Origin of the sequence: Streptomyces sp. CCM_MD2014 (genome assembly GCF_000772045.1) — a bacterium.
Classification (GTDB): Bacteria; Actinomycetota; Actinomycetes; order Streptomycetales; family Streptomycetaceae; genus Streptomyces; species Streptomyces salinarius.
Genome location: NZ_CP009754.1, coordinates 1,962,005 through 1,977,097, shown reverse-complemented (window position 1 = coordinate 1,977,097; position 15,093 = coordinate 1,962,005). Strand labels below are relative to the sequence as shown.

General features: G+C 75.1%; 14 protein-coding genes. 11 read left to right on the top strand and 3 right to left on the bottom strand.

The features are described from left to right. Window positions 1-27: 27 nt before the first annotated feature. Together NI25_RS08580 and NI25_RS08575 are read left to right on the top strand one after the other, a co-directional pair. On the top strand, window positions 28-1,485 hold the full coding sequence (locus tag NI25_RS08580; protein ID WP_061441874.1) for an NCS2 family permease: 1,458 nt from the start codon (window positions 28-30) through the stop codon (window positions 1,483-1,485). Window positions 1,486-1,563: 78 nt separating this feature from the next. Further along, window positions 1,564-2,715, top strand: a complete 1,152-nt coding sequence (locus tag NI25_RS08575; protein WP_061441873.1) for an XdhC family protein — start codon at window positions 1,564-1,566, stop codon at window positions 2,713-2,715. A 45-nt stretch (window positions 2,716-2,760) separates the two neighbouring features. Here NI25_RS08575 and NI25_RS08570 read toward each other — a convergent pair whose 3' ends face one another. The 3 genes from NI25_RS08570 to NI25_RS08560 all read right to left on the bottom strand — a co-directional run bounded on the left by NI25_RS08570 (window position 2,761) and on the right by NI25_RS08560 (window position 5,031). Next, window positions 2,761-3,642: an endonuclease/exonuclease/phosphatase family protein gene (locus NI25_RS08570; RefSeq protein ID WP_199560853.1), complete on the bottom strand. Its 882-nt coding sequence runs from the start codon at window positions 3,640-3,642 to the stop codon at window positions 2,761-2,763. A gap of 102 nt (window positions 3,643-3,744) precedes the next feature. After that, on the bottom strand, window positions 3,745-4,185 hold the full coding sequence (locus NI25_RS08565; protein WP_061441871.1) for an SRPBCC family protein: 441 nt from the start codon (window positions 4,183-4,185) through the stop codon (window positions 3,745-3,747). A gap of 21 nt (window positions 4,186-4,206) precedes the next feature. Continuing rightward, window positions 4,207-5,031: a polysaccharide deacetylase family protein gene (locus NI25_RS08560; RefSeq protein ID WP_078884560.1), complete on the bottom strand. Its 825-nt coding sequence runs from the start codon at window positions 5,029-5,031 to the stop codon at window positions 4,207-4,209. A 144-nt stretch (window positions 5,032-5,175) separates the two neighbouring features. Here NI25_RS08560 and NI25_RS08555 point away from each other — a divergent pair, with 144 nt between their 5' ends. The 9 genes from NI25_RS08555 to rfaE2 all read left to right on the top strand — a co-directional run bounded on the left by NI25_RS08555 (window position 5,176) and on the right by rfaE2 (window position 14,819). Next, window positions 5,176-6,168, top strand: coding sequence for an NAD-dependent epimerase/dehydratase family protein (locus tag NI25_RS08555; protein WP_061446829.1), 993 nt, complete (start codon window positions 5,176-5,178; stop codon window positions 6,166-6,168). A gap of 120 nt (window positions 6,169-6,288) precedes the next feature. Continuing rightward, entirely contained in the window at window positions 6,289-7,929 is a 1,641-nt protein-coding gene (locus NI25_RS08550; protein ID WP_061441869.1) for a carbamoyltransferase, read from the top strand. Next, the gene (locus NI25_RS08545; RefSeq protein ID WP_061441868.1) at window positions 7,926-8,960 is read left to right on the top strand and encodes a glycosyltransferase; all 1,035 of its coding nucleotides are present in this window, start codon (window positions 7,926-7,928) and stop codon (window positions 8,958-8,960) included. Before NI25_RS08550 ends, NI25_RS08545 begins: the two co-directional genes overlap by 4 nt. After that, entirely contained in the window at window positions 8,957-9,637 is a 681-nt protein-coding gene (locus NI25_RS08540; protein WP_061441867.1) for a D-glycero-alpha-D-manno-heptose-1,7-bisphosphate 7-phosphatase, read from the top strand. The genes NI25_RS08545 and NI25_RS08540 overlap by 4 nt, the downstream gene beginning before the upstream one ends. Continuing rightward, on the top strand, window positions 9,634-10,641 hold the full coding sequence (locus NI25_RS08535; RefSeq protein WP_061441866.1) for a glycosyltransferase family 9 protein: 1,008 nt from the start codon (window positions 9,634-9,636) through the stop codon (window positions 10,639-10,641). Before NI25_RS08540 ends, NI25_RS08535 begins: the two co-directional genes overlap by 4 nt. Beyond that, complete coding sequence (locus NI25_RS08530; RefSeq protein ID WP_061441865.1) at window positions 10,638-11,588, top strand: glycosyltransferase; 951 nt, start codon at window positions 10,638-10,640, stop codon at window positions 11,586-11,588. Before NI25_RS08535 ends, NI25_RS08530 begins: the two co-directional genes overlap by 4 nt. Beyond that, window positions 11,585-12,805 (top strand): glycosyltransferase family 4 protein, encoded by a 1,221-nt coding sequence (locus tag NI25_RS08525; protein ID WP_061441864.1) that lies wholly within the window; start codon window positions 11,585-11,587, stop codon window positions 12,803-12,805. The genes NI25_RS08530 and NI25_RS08525 overlap by 4 nt, the downstream gene beginning before the upstream one ends. Then, window positions 12,802-13,434, top strand: coding sequence for a D-sedoheptulose-7-phosphate isomerase (locus tag NI25_RS08520; RefSeq protein ID WP_061441863.1), 633 nt, complete (start codon window positions 12,802-12,804; stop codon window positions 13,432-13,434). The genes NI25_RS08525 and NI25_RS08520 overlap by 4 nt, the downstream gene beginning before the upstream one ends. A 5-nt stretch (window positions 13,435-13,439) precedes the next feature. Continuing rightward, complete coding sequence (gene rfaE2, locus NI25_RS08515; protein ID WP_061446828.1) at window positions 13,440-14,819, top strand: D-glycero-beta-D-manno-heptose 1-phosphate adenylyltransferase; 1,380 nt, start codon at window positions 13,440-13,442, stop codon at window positions 14,817-14,819. Window positions 14,820-15,093 lie beyond the last annotated feature (274 nt).

Below are 15,093 nucleotides of genomic sequence, written 5' to 3'. Positions count from 1 at the left end.
CACCTATGAACCTTGGGAGACGGCCCCATGACCCAGCAGTCAGTGGAGCCCAAGATCACCGCCGAGGACGCGGGCGCGGGTTCCCGCGTCCCCGGCGGACGGTCTTGGCTCGACCGGTACTTTCACATATCCCACCGGGGATCCACGGTCGCGCGTGAGGTGCGCGGCGGCATCACCACCTTCATGGCGATGGCGTACATCGTCCTCCTCAACCCCGTGATCCTGTCCGGCAAGGACGCGGCGGGGGACACCCTGGGCCAGAAGGCCCTGATCACCGCGACGGCGCTCGCCGCGGCGGTCACCACCCTCCTGATGGGCTTCGTCGGCAAGGTGCCGCTGGCCCTGGCCGCCGGGCTCTCGGTGTCCGGGGTGATCGCCGGGCAGGTCGTCCCGCAGATGACCTGGCCGCAGGCCATGGGCATGTGTGTGATGTACGGCGTGGTGATCATGCTGCTCGTGGTCACCGGGCTCCGCGAGATGATCATGAACGCGATCCCGCTCGCCCTCAAGCACGGCATCACCATGGGCATCGGCCTGTTCATCGCCATCATCGGCCTGGTCAAGGGCGGCTTCGTGCACGCCGGAAAGGCGACCCCGCTCACCCTCGGCCCGGCCGGGGAACTCGCCGGCTGGCCGGTCCTGCTCTTCGCCGGCACCCTGCTGCTGATCTTCATGCTCCAGGCCCGCAACATGCCCGGCGCCATCCTGATCGGCATCGTCACCGGCACCGTCGTCGCCGCGATCCTGAACGCCTCCGGGGTCATCGACCCCAAGCAGTGGGCCAACGGCGCCCCCGAGCTGCACGGCAGCGCGGTCTCCATGCCGGACTTCTCGCTCTTCGGCAGCCTGGAGTTCGGCGGCTGGGGCGAGGTCGGCGCGATGACCGTCGGCATGATCGTCTTCACGCTGGTGCTCGCCGGTTTCTTCGACGCGATGGCCACCATCATCGGCGTCGGCACCGAGGCCAAGCTCGCCGACGACAAGGGCCGGATGCCGGGTCTGTCGAAGGCGCTGTTCATCGACGGCGCCGGCGGTGCCATCGGCGGTGTGGCGGGCGGCTCCGGCCAGACCGTCTTCGTCGAGTCCGCGACCGGCGTCGGCGAGGGGGCCCGCACCGGGCTCGCCTCGGTCGTCACCGGCCTGTTCTTCGCGGCCTGTCTCTTCTTCACGCCGATCACGGCGATCGTGCCCCAGGAGGTCGCCTCGGCGGCCCTGGTGGTCATCGGCGCCATGATGATGATGAACGCCCGGCACGTGGACTGGGCCGACCGGGCCACCGCGATCCCGGTCTTCCTGACCGTCGTCCTGATGCCGTTCACGTACTCCATCACGGCCGGTGTCGCCGCCGGAGTCATCTCCTACGTCGCCATCAAGGTCGCGCAGGGCAAGGCGCGGGAGATCGGGGCGTTCATGTGGGGCCTGACGCTGATCTTCATCGTCTACTTCGCCCTCAACCCGATCGAGAGCTGGATGGGCGTGCACTAGCCGCCACGACGGGAACCCTTCACGTACCCGTTGTCCAAGGAGGCCGGGAGGACCGGAAGGACCGAGGAGGACCGACAGATGCTGGACATCGCCGAGGAGCTCCACCGGTGGGTCGAGCAGGGACGCGACTTCGCCGTGGCGACCGTGGTGGCCGTCGGCGGCAGCGCCCCCCGGCCGACCGGCGCCGCCCTCGCGGTGGACGCCGGCGGCACGGTGGTCGGCTCGGTCTCCGGCGGATGCGTGGAGGGAGCCGTGTACGAGCTGTGCCGGCAGGCCCTCCGGGACGGCGAAACCGTCCTGGAGCGCTTCGGGTACAGCGACGAGGACGCCTTCGCCGTGGGCCTGACCTGCGGCGGGGTCATCGACGTCCTCGTGGCCCCGGTACGGGCGGGCGACCCCGTCCGTCCGGCCCTGACCACGGCCCTGGCCGCCGCCGCGCGCGGAGAGACGGCGGCCGTGGCACGCGTCGTGAGCGGCCCGGCGCGGCTGCTGGGCCGCGCGCTGGTCGTCCGGGCGGACGGCTCGCGCACCGGCGGCTTCGGCGGCCACCCCGAACTGGACCGCACGGCGGCCGCCGAGGCCGGCGCCTTCCTGGACGCCGGCCGCACCGGCACCCTGCGGATCGGTGAGCAGGGCTCGCGCTGCGGAGCACCGCTCACCCTGCTGATCGAGTCCTCCGTCCCGGCACCCCGCATGATCGTCTTCGGTGCGATCGACTTCGCCTCGGCGCTGGCGCGGGCCGGCAAGTTCCTCGGCCACCACGTGACGGTGTGCGACGCCCGCCCCGTCTTCGCCACCCCGGCCCGCTTCCCGGACGCGGACGAGGTGGTCGCCGAGTGGCCCCACGAGTACCTGGCGCGCACCGAGGTCGACGCGCGCACGGTGCTGTGCGTCCTGACCCACGACGCCAAGTTCGACATCCCGCTGCTCCGGCTGGCGCTGCGCCTCCCGGTGGCGTACGTCGGCGCGATGGGCTCCCGCCGCACCCACCTGGACCGGCAGGCCCGGCTGCGCGAGGCCGGCGTGAGCGACCTGGAGCTGGCCCGCCTCAGGTCGCCGATCGGCCTGGACCTCGGCGCCCGCACCCCGGAGGAGACGGCCCTGTCCATCGCCGCCGAGATCGTCGCGGTCCGTCACGGCGGCACGGGCGCCGCCCTGACCGGCGCCCACACCCCCATCCACCACGACGGCCCGGCGACCCCGGCGGGGCGCGTCGGCTCGGTGGCGTAGTCCCCGTACCCGGCACCGGCCAGGGGCTTCGCGGAGCCGCCGGACTCAGTCCCGGCCCGGTCCCCTCCTCGCCAGGGACACCTCCGCCACCACCGGCCGGTGGTCCGAGGCCGTGGGCTCCTCCGGTACGGCGACGCCGCGCACCCGTACGCCCTCGCCCACGGCCACGTAGTCGATCCGCTTCACCGGCGCCTCGGCCGGATACGTGTCCGGGGTCCCCGCTCCCGCGTCGCGCAGCTCCTTCCACAGCGGCGCCAGCTCGGGTGCCGAGGGCTCGGCGTTGAAGTCGCCGAGCAGGAACTGGCGGGCGCCCGGCAGTTCCGCCCGCTCCCGGGCCATGATCCGCCGGGTGTCGGCGACCTGGGCCTCGCGCACCGCCGGGTCCGCGCGGTAGTCGAGGTGGGTCACGAACACCTGCACCGGCACGCCGCGCACCTTGAGCGTCACCTCGCCGAAGCCGGGTGCGGGGGCCGGCACCGGGTTCTCGTCCTGCGTGGACAGGCGGGTGATCTCGTGGTTCGTCGCGGAGCGGACCGGGAAGCGGGACAGCACCGCCACGCCGTACTCGCGCCGGGGTTCCCCGGCCGTCACCGGGTCGAGGCTGTAGATCGGCGCGAACGCCACCCGCATGCCGAGCCGCTCGGCCAGTTCCCCGGCCACGTCGAGCCCCTGGCTGCGGGCTCCCCAGTGCACGTCGACCTCCTGGAGGCCGATCACGTCCGCGTCCAGGGCGCGCAGCGCGGCGGCCTGCCGGTCGAGGTCGAAGACGCCGTCCGAGCCCGCCCCGGCGTGGATGTTGTAGGTGGCGACGCGCAACGGGACCGCGTGGCCCCGGTCGCCGGCGGAGGCGGGCGGGGCCGCCACGGCCAGCGTCAACAAAGCACCTGCGAGGGACAGTTGGGTGAGGGTGCGCGCTGTGAGAGACATGCCGGCACGGTACGCGGGAAACGGCGTCCGCGAGGCGCGCGGCGCGATCTCGTCCGCGTCCCGTATCCGGCCCGCAACCGTTGGTTCACGCGTGCCGCTGGTTCACGGGTCCCGCAGCAGGTGGTCGACCGTGCGGCCGAAGACGAGACGCCCCGAGGCGGCCAGGAGGCCGTCGAGGAAGGACGGGACGAGCCGGACGTCCAGCTCCTCGCGCCACACCACCCGCGCCCGCCCGCCGGGCCCCGCCGACACCTCGATCTCCGCCCAGCCCCGGACCACCCGGCCGCGCTTCTCCAACCGGCACCGGCCGGTCGCGTCCTCGCGCGGCGGCTGCCAGGCCGTCACCTCCATCGGGTCGGCGAAGGCGAGCGGTCCGGCACCCGTGCGGGCCACGACCAGCGTGCCCCGGCGGGTGGGGCCGGGCGGGCCGGCGGTGACCCGGGTCAGCGGCACGGTGTCGCCGTGCCGCTCCCACCGGGTGAGCCGGCGCCAGGCCTCGTCCGGGGTGAGCGGGACGGTGCGTTCGAGCGAGAAGACGGCCACCGGACGATCGTGGCACGTCCGTCAGCGGTAGACCTTGCCCGGTTCCGCCTTCCCGGGGGCCAGCAGCTGGGGGACCGTCACGAAGACGTAGCCGCGCTTCTTGAGCGCGTCGATGATGCCGGGCACGGCCGGCACGGTGCCGTCGTAGATGTCGTGCAGCAGGATGATGCCGTCCCGCGACGACTGGTCCAGGACCCGTTCGGTGATCAGGTCGGAGTCGTTCGTCTTGTAGTCCTTGGCGGTCACGCTCCACAGCACCTCCGCGAGACCCAGCTCCCGGCAGATGTCGTGCACCGTGTCGTCCGTGCGGCCCTGCGGCGGGCGCATCAGCGTGGGGCGCTTGCCCGTCAGGCGCTCTATCTCCTTGTTCGGACGCTCCAGCTCCTCGCGTATCTCCTCCGGCTTCGCGTCCGTGAGGATCTTGTGGGTCCAGGTGTGGCTGGCCACCTCGTGGCCCTCGTCGGCCATGCGCCTGACAAGTCCGGGATAGGTGTCGATGTGGCGCTTGCCGAGCAGGAAGAACGTCGCCGGGACCTGCTTCTCCTTGAGTATGTCGAGCAGCCGGGCGGAGTTCTCGCTCGGTCCGGCGTCGAAGGTCAGCGCGATGCACTTGGTGTGCGCGCAGTCGACGGTGCCGAGCCCGGCCGCCCGGGCCTGGGTGCCGTCCGCAGCGGCCTTGCCATCGGCCCGGGCGTCGGCGGCGGCGTTCCGGACGGAGCTGGGGGAGACGGTCTCCAGCTTCGTGCAGCCGCTGAGCGCGAGGGTCAGTGAGGCGGCTGCGGCGAAGGTCGCGAGCGCACGCAACCCGGTCCCCCGTTTCGTCATCTTCCTGGTCAGAGAAGGCATGTGAGGACTATACGCTGCGAGTATATACGCGGTTCATAGTGCCTCCTCGAATGTCTGTTCGGGATAGCGGTGGTCTGCATCGGGTTACTCAGCCGACACGCACGTGACGGTGAGAGTGAGGAGGACCCCGTGAGCGAGACCCCCGTGAGCGAGACCCCCGTGAGCGTGAGCCCCGTGAGCGGACGCGTCTGGCGCCGGGCCCTGGTGACCGGCGGAGCCGGGTTCGTGGGGTCGCACCTGTGCGGCCGCCTGCTCGACGCCGGTACCGACGTCGTCTGCCTCGACAACCTGGCCACCGGCTCCCGCGCCAACGTGGCCGACCTGGAGCGGCGGCGCGGTTTCCGGTTCGTCCGGGCCGACGCGACCGATCCGGCGGCCCTGCGCCGCCTGCCCGGCCGGTTCGACCTGGTCCTGCACTTCGCCTGCCCCGCCTCGCCCGCCGACTACCTGCGGCTGCCCCTGGAGACCCTCGACGTCGGCAGCACCGGCACCCGCAACGCCCTGGAGCGGGCCCACGCCGACGGTGCCCGCTTCCTGCTCGCCTCCACCTCCGAGGTCTACGGCGACCCGCTGGAGCACCCGCAGCGCGAGACGTACTGGGGCAACGTCAACCCCGTCGGCCCGCGCAGCGTCTACGACGAGTCCAAGCGCTTCGCCGAGGCCCTGGTCACCGCGCACCGCCAGGTGCACGGCACCGACGCCGCCATCGTCCGCATCTTCAACACCTACGGCCCCCGCATGCGCACCGGCGACGGCCGGGCCGTGCCCACCTTCATCGCACAGGCGCTCGACGGCATGCCGCTCACCGTCGCCGGCGACGGCGGCCAGACCCGCTCCCTGTGCTACGTCGACGACACCGTGGCCGGCGTCCTGGCCCTCGCCGCGTCCGGGGAGACCGGGCCGATGAACATCGGCGGCACCGACGAGATCACCATGCTGGAGCTGGCCCGCCGGGTCGTCGAACTCACCGGCTCCGGCTCCCGCATCCGCTTCGTCGAGCGTCCCGTGGACGACCCCGGCCGGCGCAAGCCGGACACCTCCCTGGCCCGGGAGCGGCTGGGCTGGCGGCCGGTCGTGAGCTGGAGCGAGGGGCTGGAGCGCACCATCGGCTGGTTCGCGCACGCCGTCGCCGCCTGACCCGGGTCCGAAACGGTCACTTAGGGTGATGCATTCGCTTTTCTCCGGAAGTGACCTGTCTCCAAGTGTTTGAGGCAACTGCCCCGCGGCACCCGCGACGCCGAGAGAGGAGTCCGCCCCATGCGCATCCTTGGTATCAACGCCCTGTTCCACGACCCGGCCGCCGCGCTCGTCGTCGACGGCCGGACGGTCGCGGCCGCCGAGGAGGAGCGGTTCAGCCGGCGCAAGCACGGCAAGCGCCCGGTGCCCTTCTCCGCCTGGGAGGTCCCGGAGCTGTCGGCGCGGTGGTGCCTGGAGCACGCCGGGGTGCGGCCGGGGGAGCTGGACGCCGTCGCCTACTCCTTCGACCCCAAGCTCGCCCGGCCCGCCCGCGACCTGGGCCTGGACGACCCCTGGGACCCGCTGCGGCTCGAGTACGCCCGCCGGGCCCCCGAGTTCCTCGCCGAGGCGCTGCCCGGGCTCGACCCCGACCAGGTCGTCTTCGTCCCGCACCACGTGGCGCACGCCGCCTCCGCCGGACCGGCCTCGCCGCACCCCGACAACGACGTCCTCGTCCTCGACGGCCGCGGCGAGTCCGCCTCCCACCTGGCGGGCCGCTACCGCGACGGCAAGCTCGACGTCCTCGCCACGCAGGCACTGCCGCACTCGCTCGGCCTCGTCTACGAGGAACTGACCGAGCACCTCGGCTTCCTGCGCAGCAGCGACGAGTACAAGGTGATGGCCCTCGCCTCCTACGGCACCCCCCGCCACCTAGACCGGCTCCGTGAGCACATCCACGCCACCGGCGACGGCGGCTTCCGCGCCCACGGCGTCGACTGGGCGGCCCTCGCCCCGCCGCGCGCCAAGGGCGAGGACTGGACGAAGGACCACGCCGACCTCGCCGCGAGCACCCAGGCCGTACTGGAGGAACTCCTCCTCGAACTCGTCCACTGGCTGCACGGCGAGGCCGGGGGCGAGGCCCTGACCATGGCGGGCGGCGTCGCGCTGAACTGCGTCGCCAACTCGAAGATCGCCGCCCGCGGCCCGTACCGGCACGTGTGGGTCCAGCCCGCCGCCGGCGACGCCGGAACCGCCCTCGGCGGCGCCCTGCACGTGGCCGCCGCCCAGGAGGGCGCCGCGCCCGAGCCGATGCCCGGCGCCGACCTCGGCCGCGGCTGGAGCGACGACGAGATCCGCGCCTGGCTGGAGACGGCCGCCGTCCCCTACGAGGAGCCGGACGACATCGCCGAGACCGTCGCCGAGGAACTGGCCCGGGACGGCGTCGTCGCCTGGTTCCAGGGCCGCAGCGAGTTCGGGCCGCGCGCCCTCGGACACCGCTCCCTGATGGCCCACCCCGGCCGCGCGGAGAACCTCGAGCGCCTCAACCACGTCAAGGGCCGCGAGGAGTTCCGCCCCGTCGCGCCGATGGTGCTCGCCGACCGCGCCGCCGACATCTTCACCGGGCCGGTCCCCAGCCCGTACATGCTCTTCGTGCACGACGTCGCCCCCGACTGGCGCGACCGCATCCCGGCCGTCGTCCACGTCGACGGCACCGCCCGCATCCAGACCGTCGAGGAACGCCGCGAGCCGCTCGTCGCACGCATGCTGGCCGCCTTCGAACGGCGCACCGGGCTGCCCGTCGTCGTCAACACCAGCCTCAACACCGCCGGGCGGCCCATGGTCGACGACCCGCGCGACGCGCTGGAGTGCTTCGGCTCGGCACCCGTGGACCTGCTGGCCATCGGCCCCTTCGCGGTGCGCCGGGGACGGGCGTTCGCATGAGCACCGCCCCCGGGACCGGCAGCCCGCGCACCGGGTACGCCGTCGTCGTCCCCACCCTGGTGCGCGACACGCTGGCCGACTGCCTGGCCGCGCTGGTCGCCGCGCACGGACCCGGCCCCGACGAGATCGTCCTCGTCGACGACCGGCCGGACCCCGACGCCGACCCGGGCGCGCTGGAACACGCCCTGACCGTCCTCGGCGATCTGCGCGAGCGCACGGTGGTGCTGCGCAGCGGAGGGCGCGGTCCCGCCGCCGCCCGCAACACGGGCTGCCGCGCGGTCACTTCCCCCTGGACCGCCTTCCTCGACGACGACGTCCAGGTCGGCCCCCACTGGTGCGACCAGCTGATCCAGGACCTCGCCGAGGCGGCCCCCGACACCGGCGCCGTGCAGGGCGTGATCGCCGTGCCGCTGCCCGGCGAGCGCCGCCCCACCGACTGGGAGCGCGTCACCGCCGGTCTCGCCCGGGCCAGGTGGATCACCGCCGACATGGCCTACCGCACCGACGTGCTCAAACAGGTCGGCGGCTTCGACGAACGCTTCACCCGCGCCTTCCGCGAGGACGCCGACCTCGCGCTGCGCGTCCTCGACGCGGGCTGGCGCATCCGGCGCGGCCGTCGCACCACCCGGCACCCCGTACGCCCCGCCGCACGCTGGGTCTCCCTGAAGCAGCAGCGCGGCAACGCCGACGACGCCCTGATGCGGCGGCTGCACGGCCCCGACTGGTGGGCCAAGGCGGTCGCGCCCCGGGGCCGGATCCGGCGCCACGCGGCGATCACCGCCGCCGGGGCGGCAGCCCTCGCCCTGGCACTGGCCGGACGCCCCCGGGCCGCCGCAGTGGCCGGGGCCGGCTGGGCCGCGGGCACCGCCGAGTTCGCCTGGGCCCGCATCGCGCCGGGACCGCGTACCCGGCACGAGGTCACGACCATGCTGGTCACCAGCGCGCTCATCCCGCCCGCCGCGACCTGGCACCGGCTCAGCGGACTGTGGCGCCACCGCGCCGCCCCCGCCTGGCGGGAGGTGGCCGCATGAGCGCCGCAGGCAGCCCCGTGAAGGCCGTCCTCTTCGACCGCGACGGCACCCTCGTCCACGACGTCCCCTACAACGGCGACCCGGACCGGGTCCGCCCCGTCGAAGGCGCCCGCGAGGCGGTGGCCCTGCTGCGCGAACACGGCGTCCGCGTCGGCGTCGTCACCAACCAGTCCGGCGTGGCCCGCGGCCTGATCGGCGACGGCGACGTCCGGCGCGTCAACCGCCGCATCGACGAGCTGATCGGCCCCTTCGACGTCTGGGCCGTCTGCCCGCACGGCCCCGACGACGGCTGCCACTGCCGCAAGCCGCAGCCCGGCATGGTCCTGTGGGCCGCCGGACGCCTGTGCGCCGGCCCCGCCGACTGCGTCGTGGTCGGCGACATCGGCGCGGACATGGAGGCCGCCGAACGCGCCGGCGCCCACGGCATCCTCGTCCCCAACGACCGCACCCGCCCCGAGGAGACGGCCGCCGCACCCCACGTCGCCCCGGACCTCCTCACCGCCGTACGCACCGTCCTCGACGGCCCGCCCGGCGGACGCGTCCCCGCCGGCGAGCGGCCCGCCCCGGCGGCGTACACCGCCCGGGGCGCGGACGGCGCAGCGCAGACCCGGTCGCGCACCGCGCCCGCCGCCGGCACGGCACGCGCGCGCGGCGAAGGCAGCGGGAGGCCGGCATGAAGGCGCTCGTCACCCGGCTCGACAGCTTCGGCGACGTCCTGCTCGCCGGCCCCGCCGTACGGGCCGTCGCCGCGCGGGCCGACCACGTCACCATGCTCTGCGGGGCACGCGGCGCGCCCGCCGCCCGGCTCCTGCCCGGCGTCGACGAGGTGCTGGTGTGGGAGGCGCCCTGGGGCGGGTTCGCGCCGCCCGACGTCAGCCGCGAGGACATCGACGCGCTCGTCGCACGCATCGACGCCGACACCGCGCTGATCCTCACCTCCTTCCACCAGTCCCCGCTGCCCACCGCCCTGGTGCTGCGCCTGGCCGGCGTCCGGTACATCGCGGCGGACAGCGTGGACTACCCGGGATCGCTCCTCGACCTGCGTCACCAACGCGCCCCGCACGCCCACGAGGCCGAGGCCGCGCTCGACCTCGCCGAGGCGGCCGGGTTCCCCCGCCCCGACGACGGACGGCTGCGCGTGCACACCCCGCCGCCCGCCGACACCCTCACCGGCCCCGGCCCCTACGTCGTCCTGCACCCCGGCGCCAGTGTCCCCGCCCGCGCCTGGAGCCCCGAACGCGCCGCCGAGGCCGTACGCGAACTCGCCGCCGCCGGACACCGGGTCCTGGTCACCGGGGGACCCGGCGAGCGCGACCTCACCGCCCACGTCGCCGGCCGGCACGGCACCGATCTGGGCGGTCGCACCGACGCCCCCGAACTGGCCGCCGTCCTCGCGGGCGCCTCCGTCGTCGTCACCGGCAACACCGCGCCCGCCCACCTCGCCGCGGCCGTCGGCACCCCCGTCGTCTCCCTGTTCGCCCCCGTCGTACCCGCCGAACGCTGGCGGCCCTACGGCGTCCCCTACGTGCTGCTGGGCGACCAGGACGCGCCCTGCGCCGACAGCAGGGCCCGGGACTGCCCCGTCCCCGGGCACCCCTGCCTGAACACCGTCACGGCCACCGACGTGGCCGCCGCCGTCGAAAAGCTGACGGCCGCCGAGAAACCGATGGGGGAGACATGAGGATCCTGATCTGGCACGTGCACGGGTCGTGGACCACGGCCTTCGTGCAGGGCCCGCACACCTACCTCGTCCCCGTCACCCCCGACCGCGGACCCGACGGCCTCGGCCGCGCCCGCACCTGGGACTGGCCCGGCTCCGTCGTCGAAGTACCGCCGGAGCGGCTGCGGGACGAGCACATCGACCTCGTGATCCTCCAGCGCCCGCACGAACTCGACCTCGTCGACCGCTGGCTGGGCCGCCGCCCGCCGCTGGTCTACCTGGAGCACAACGCCCCCGACGGCGACGTGCCCCGCACCCGCCACCCGGCCGCCGGCATCCCGGGCGTCACCCTCGTCCACGTCACCCACTTCAACCGGCTGATGTGGGACGCGGGGCCGGCCGACAGCACCGTCATCGAGCACGGCATCGTCGACCCCGGCCACCGCTGGACCGGCGAACTGGAGCGTGCCGCCGTCGTCGTCAACGAGCCGATCCGGCGCGGGCGTACGACCGGGACGGACCTGCTCCCCGTCTTCTCCCGGGCCGCCCCGCTCGACGTGTTCGGCATGCGCACCGAAGGCCTCGCGGAGCACCTCGGCCTCGACCCCGGGCGCTGCCGCACCCGGGACGTCCCCCAGAGCGACCTGCACACCGAACTGGCCCGCCGCCGCGTCTACGTCCACCCCGTCCGCTGGACCTCCCTCGGCCTGTCCCTGCTGGAGGCCATGCACCTGGGCATGCCCGTGGTCGCCCTCGCCACCACCGAGGTCGCCGAGGCCGTGCCCCCCGGCGCCGGAGTGGTCTCCAACCGCATCGACGTACTGACCGACGCCGTACGCGACTTCCTCGCCGACCCGCTGCACGCGCGGACGGTCGGCGACGGGGCCCGTGCGGCGGCCCTCGCCCACTACGGGCTGTCCCGCTTCCTGGACGACTGGGAGCGGCTGCTCAAGGAGGTGACCCGATGAGGATCGCCATGGTGTCCGAGCACGCGAGCCCGCTCGCCGCGCTCGGCGGCGTCGACGCCGGTGGACAGAACGTCTACGTGGCCCGTCTCGCGGAGGAGTTGGCGGCGCGCGGCCACGACGTCACGGTCTACACCCGCCGGGACGCCACCGGACTGCCCGACCGGGTGCCCCTGCCCGGCGGCGCGGTCGTCGAACACGTACCGGCCGGACCACCCGTGTCGGTCCCCAAGGACGAACTGTTCCCGCACATGCCCGCCTTCGGCGCCCACCTGGCCCGCGCCTGGGCCCGGGAGCGGCCCGACGTCGTGCACGCCCACTTCTGGATGTCCGGCATGGCCTCGCAGATCGGCGTGGCCCCGCACGGCATCCCCCTCGTGCAGACCTTCCACGCCCTCGGCACCGTCAAGCGCCGCCACCAGGGCATGCGGGACACCAGCCCCTACGAGCGCATCGGCATCGAACGGCAGCTCGGCCGCGGCTGCGCACGGGTCCTGGCCACCTGCACCGACGAGGTCGTCGAACTCGGCGACATGGGCGTCCCGCCCCGCCAGGTCTCCGTGGTGCCCTGCGGCGTGGACGCCGAGCACTTCCACCCCGCCGCCGACACCGGCCGCACCCCCGAACGACGCCTGCCGCACCGGCTGCTCGCCTGCGGCAGGCTCGTCCCCCGCAAGGGGTACGACCTGGCCGTCCGCGCCCTGGCCCACATCCCCGACACCGAACTCCTCATCGCCGGGGGCCCGCCCGCCGGCGCCGTCGAGGCCGAACCCGAGGCCCAGCGGCTGACCGCCGTAGCCCGCCGCGCCGGCGTCGCCGACCGGGTCAGGCTGCTCGGCGCCGTCGACCCGGACGACATGCCCGCCCTGCTCCGCAGCTCCGACCTGGTGCTGTGCACGCCGGTGTACGAGCCGTTCGGCATCGTGCCGCTGGAGGCCATGGCGTGCGGCGTGCCCGTCCTCGCCACCGACGTCGGCGGCCACCGCGACTCCGTCGCCGACGGCGTCACCGGCCGCCTGGTCGCCCCGCAGGACCCCGAGGCCGTGGCCGAGGCCGCCCGCGAACTCCTCGCCGACGAGCGGCTGCGCCGCCAGTACGGCAGGAACGGCCGCGAACGCGTCCTGCGGCACTACACCTGGGCGCGCGTCGCCGACGGCGCGGAACAGGTGTACCGCCTGACCTGCTCCGAACACGCCGTGTCCACGGAGGTGGCGTCATGACCGTGCACCCGCCCGTCGTCGGGCACTGCGACGAACTCCTGGAAGCACTGGGCGCGTTCCGCGCCTCCGCGCACGTCACCCAGCGCTGGGGCGACCGCCTCGCGGCCGTGCTCAGCGGCGGAGGCCGGCTGCTCGCCGCGGGCAACGGCGGCAGCGCGGCCCAGGCCCAGCACCTGACCGCCGAACTCGTCGGCCGCTACCGCGACGACCGCCCGCCGTTCTCCGCGATCGCCCTGCACGCCGACACCTCGTCCACCACCGCCATCGCCAACGACTACGGCGTCGACGAGGTGTTCGCCCGCCAGGTCCGCGCCCACGGCCGCGAGGGCGACGTCCTGATGCTGCTGTCCACCTCCGGGGCCAGCGCCAATCTGCTCTCCGCGGCCGACGCGGCCCGCGCGGCCGGCGTACGGGTGTGGGCGCTCACCGGCTGCGCGCCCAACCCGCTCATGGCGGGCAGCGACGAGTCCCTGTGCGTCGAGGCACCGTCGACGGCCACCGTCCAGGAGATCCACCTGGTCGCCGTCCACATGATCTGCGCGGCCTTCGACGCGGCCCTGGAGCGGGGGGCACGCGGCGCACGGACCGCCCGCGGTGCCGGGCGCGCGGCCCAGCGGAAGCGGAGGTGACGGGCATGGCCGCCAAGGCTGACAGGAGGACCCCGCTGGTCGTCGTCGGCGACGCCCTGCTCGACCGGGACCTGACCGGTTCCGCCGACCGGCTCGCCCCGGACGCGCCGGTCCCGGTCGTCTCGGAGTGCGCCGAGCGGATCCGCCCCGGCGGCGCCGCCCTCGCCGCGTACCTCGCCGCCCGCGACGGCCGCGAGGTCACGCTGATCACGGGCGTCGGCGACGACCCGGCCGGCCGCGCCCTGCGCGAACTGCTCGAACCCTGGCTGAACCTGGTCCCGCTGCCGCTGACCGGCACGGTGCCGGAGAAGACCCGCGTCCTCGCCCAGGACCGTCCCGTCGTCCGCCTCGACCGGGGCGGCGGCCGGGTCCGCGAGGCCACGGACGAGGCCCGCGACGTGCTGCGCTCCGCCCGGGCCGTCCTGGTCTCCGACTACGGCCGGGGCGCGGCCGACGCCCTGCGCGACGCGCTCGCCGCCCGTCCGCCACTGGTCTGGGACCCCCACCCGCGCGGGGGCCCGCCGGTCCCCGGCACCCGCCTCGTGACCCCCGCCGAGAAGGAGGCCCGCGGCTTCGCACCGTCCGAGGCCCGCCCGGGCGGTCTGCGCGCCGCGGCGCTCAACGCCGCCGCCCTCGTGCGGGACTGGCGGGTGGCCGCGGTGACGGTGACCCTCGGCTCGCGCGGCGCCCTCCTGTCGTACGGCGAACACCCCCTCCTCGTGCCGGCGCCCGCCGCCCACCACGGCGACTCCTGCGGGGCGGGGGACCGGTTCGCGGCCACCGCGGCCGGGCTGCTCGCCGACGGGGCGCTGGTGGGGGAGGCCGTCGAGGGCGCGGTGAGCGCCGCCACGGCGTTCGTCGCGGCGGGCGGCGCGGCCGCCGTACCGCCGGCCGGCTCCGACCGGGCGCTCGCCGCGCTCCCCGACACCGACGACCCCCGCGTCCTGGCCGCCCGGATCCGCGCCGAACACGGCACGGTCGTCGCGGCCGGCGGCTGCTTCGACCTCCTGCACGCCGGGCACGTCGGCCTCCTCCAGGCCGCCCGCCGGCTCGGCGACTGCCTGGTGGTCTGCGTCAACTCCGACGCCTCCGTCCGGCGCCGCAAGGGCGGCGGCCGCCCCGTCAACCCGCTCGCCGACCGCGTCCGCGTCCTGCGCGCCCTCGCCTGCGTCGACGCGGTCGCCGTCTTCGACGAGGACACCCCCGAACGCCTCCTCGGCGACCTGCGCCCCGACGTCTGGGTCAAGGGCGGCGACTACGCCGGCGCCGACCTCCCCGAGGCCGCGCTCCTCCAGGAGTGGGGCGGCCAGGCGGTCCTCCTGCCCTACCTCGACGGCCGCTCCTCCACGGCCCTGCTGGCCCGCGCGGCGGAGGGAGCCCGATGACGCCCGGGGAACGGTCCCACGCAGGCGCCGGGCCGGTGCGGGCGTCGGCTGCGGTCCTGTCGGCGTCCGGGCGCGTGCTCCGGTCGCCGGGGACGGGAGGGGCCGGCCGTGGCGCACGGTCGAGGACCACGCTGCACGGCCGGCCGCCGCTGGGCCGGGCGGTCGGCGTTGAGGGGGCACGATGAGGCAGGGAATCCACAGTGTCCGGGAGGGCGGCCTCGCGTCTTCGGGGTCGGCCGGCGGGCCCGTCACCGGGGACCCGGTGCACCCGCCG

Excerpts from the sequence above, each read along its gene's own strand:
- NI25_RS08560 (WP_078884560.1), bottom strand. The coding sequence starts at position 5,031 with ATGCCTTCTCTGACCAGGAAGATGACGAAACGGGGGACCGGGTTGCGT.
- NI25_RS08580 (WP_061441874.1), top strand. The coding sequence starts at position 28 with ATGACCCAGCAGTCAGTGGAGCCCAAGATCACCGCCGAGGACGCGGGC.
- rfaE2 (WP_061446828.1), top strand. The coding sequence starts at position 13,440 with ATGGCCGCCAAGGCTGACAGGAGGACCCCGCTGGTCGTCGTCGGCGAC.
- NI25_RS08535 (WP_061441866.1), top strand. The coding sequence starts at position 9,634 with ATGAAGGCGCTCGTCACCCGGCTCGACAGCTTCGGCGACGTCCTGCTC.
- NI25_RS08550 (WP_061441869.1), top strand. The coding sequence starts at position 6,289 with ATGCGCATCCTTGGTATCAACGCCCTGTTCCACGACCCGGCCGCCGCG.
- NI25_RS08570 (WP_199560853.1), bottom strand. The coding sequence starts at position 3,642 with ATGTCTCTCACAGCGCGCACCCTCACCCAACTGTCCCTCGCAGGTGCT.
- NI25_RS08525 (WP_061441864.1), top strand. The coding sequence starts at position 11,585 with ATGAGGATCGCCATGGTGTCCGAGCACGCGAGCCCGCTCGCCGCGCTC.
- NI25_RS08540 (WP_061441867.1), top strand. The coding sequence starts at position 8,957 with ATGAGCGCCGCAGGCAGCCCCGTGAAGGCCGTCCTCTTCGACCGCGAC.
- NI25_RS08575 (WP_061441873.1), top strand. The coding sequence starts at position 1,564 with ATGCTGGACATCGCCGAGGAGCTCCACCGGTGGGTCGAGCAGGGACGC.
- NI25_RS08545 (WP_061441868.1), top strand. The coding sequence starts at position 7,926 with ATGAGCACCGCCCCCGGGACCGGCAGCCCGCGCACCGGGTACGCCGTC.
- NI25_RS08530 (WP_061441865.1), top strand. The coding sequence starts at position 10,638 with ATGAGGATCCTGATCTGGCACGTGCACGGGTCGTGGACCACGGCCTTC.
- NI25_RS08520 (WP_061441863.1), top strand. The coding sequence starts at position 12,802 with ATGACCGTGCACCCGCCCGTCGTCGGGCACTGCGACGAACTCCTGGAA.